2 protein-coding genes are annotated in these 2203 nt (G+C 65.3%); both read right to left on the reverse strand.

All coding sequences use genetic code 11. The features are described 5' to 3' along the window. A partial coding sequence (nadC, locus tag EOA29_RS33895) for a carboxylating nicotinate-nucleotide diphosphorylase (RefSeq protein ID WP_127222229.1) occupies nt 1-695 on the reverse strand: 695 nt, incomplete at its 3' end. A 1-nt stretch (nt 696) separates the two neighbouring features. Next, nucleotides 697-2203: L-aspartate oxidase (locus tag EOA29_RS33900; protein ID WP_127222230.1), on the reverse strand; the 1507-nt coding region annotated here is incomplete at its 5' end.

A 2203-nucleotide genomic window follows, 5' to 3' on the forward strand; every position in this document is an offset into this window, starting at 1 on the left:
GCCTGGGCAAGGTCCTCGAGCGACATGTTGTCGAGGAGCACGGCGTCGACGCTCGCCTGCAGCGCCATCTCCAGCTGGTCCAGCGTGTCGACCTCGACCTCGATCTTGACCATGTGACCTATGGCGCCACGCGCCCGCTCGATCGCGGTGCGGATGTCACCGGCAATAGCGATGTGATTGTCCTTGATGAGCACGGCATCGTCGAGCGCGAAGCGGTGGTTGGCGCCGCCGCCGGCGCGCACGGCATATTTTTCCAGGACACGCAGCCCAGGCGTCGTCTTTCTTGTGCACACGATCTTTGCGTTATAGCCCCGCACCGCGTTGACCAGCGAGGCTGTCGCCGTTGCGATGCCGCTCAGCTTGCATAGAAAATTGAGCGCCGTCCGTTCCGCCGTCAGCAGGCTGCGCGCTGGCCCGCTTACGACCGCGATAGTCTCCCCGGCCGAAACCTTGCCGCCCTCAGGACAGCGCAACTGCATACTGATCCCAGGATCGACCAGCAGAAAGGCAAACATCACCAGATCAAGCCCGGCGACAACGCCGGCCTGCCTGGCATTCAATGCGAGCGTCGCCTTGCAATCGGCGGGGATGATCGCATCGCTGGTGATGTCGCCGGCCCTGCCAAAATCTTCCAGAAGGGCGCTGCGCACGATCGGTTCCAGGACGATCTGGGGAAGCGGTGCAAGGGAACTCATATCAACGGCTCCGTTCGGATCTCTGCCAGCTGAGCGCGACGGCATTCTCAAAGGCTGTGCAGAGCGTCAGTCGCGAGGGGAGGGCGGCAGCATCGCGCCCAGTGAAATCGGACCGGTAGTGCGAACCGCGGCTTTCCTCGCGCCGAAATGCCGCGATCGCGATCAACAGCGCAACCAGGGCCGGGTCGGCCGCGGCCGTCCCGCCAACCGCGATCGGCAGAAGGGTCGAGATCGCCTCGCGCAGCGCTTTGCCATTTCGAAAGATGCCAAGCGCATTGGAGACAAGTTGGCGTACGGGTGAAGGGTCGGGCCGCAATGGAAAGACTGCCGGCAGCCTGGGCCATTGCCAGCCGGCTGAGGTGCCGGCCACACTTGCCGCGACCCAGGCGGCTGTTGCAACGGCTTCGCTCAGCGAGTTGCTGGCGAGACGGTTGGCGCCATGCAGCCCTGTGCAAGCGACCTCGCCGCAGGCCCACAAGCCGCCAACGGAACTGCGCCCTTCAGCGTCTACCGCCACGCCGCCCATGTGATAGTGAGCCGCCGGACGCACGGGAATGGGCTCCATGGCCGGATCAATGCCGGCCTGCTTGCAAGCGGCGTCGATCGCCGGAAAGCGTTTTGCGAATTTTTGCCCGAGGCATCGCCGGGCGTCGAGATAGACACGATGCCCGGCGGAGAGCTGATTGGCGATTGCGCGGGCAACCACGTCGCGCGATGCGAATTCAGCGCCAGGTATAGTGGCAAGGAAGCGGTGACCGTACTCGTCCACCAGCACCGCGCCTTCGCCCCGTACCGCTTCGCTTATAAGCGGCATTGGCCGGCGCGGCGTGTCGAGCGCGGTCGGGTGGAACTGCACGAATTCCAGATCGGCGAGCTCCGCGCCGGCACAGGCGGCCAGCGCCAGCCCGTGTCCAAACGAGGAAAGTGGGTTCGTGGTATCGCCAAAGAGGCCGCCGATGCCGCCAGTCGCCAGCACCACACGGCGGGTGGGCAAAGCAAACACGCGTGAATGCAAGGCGGCCAACAAGCCCACAATGCCGCCCTCTGCAACGACCAGGCGAAGGGCTGTCGCACCTTCCATGATTGTTATCGAACGGGTTCGCCACGCCACGGCGAGCAGCGCGCGGAACAGCTCGCGGCCGGTGGCATCACCTGCGGCATGGACAATGCGGCGCCGCGAATGAGCCGCCTCCAGGCCGAGCCGCAGTTTTCCGTCTAACGCGCGGTCGAAAGGAGCGCCCAGACGAATGAGATGGTCGATGGCTGCGGGGACTGACTCGACGACTCGCCTGGCGATCGCCTCATTGCAAAGGCCGTCGCCGGCAGCAAGCGTGTCGGTCAGATGGAGTTCGGGGCTGTCGTCGTCCCCCAGGCTCGCGGCAAGGCCGCCCTGGGCCAGCGTGCTTGAGGTTTCGGTTCCGAGCGGAGCGCGGGAAAGAACAACGACCGGCTGTGGCGCCAGGTGAAGCGCGGTCATCAGGCCGGCGATGCCAGCGCCGACAATGACC

It is taken from the genome of Mesorhizobium sp. M1E.F.Ca.ET.063.01.1.1 (assembly GCF_003998155.1).
GTDB lineage: Bacteria > Pseudomonadota > Alphaproteobacteria > Rhizobiales > Rhizobiaceae > Mesorhizobium.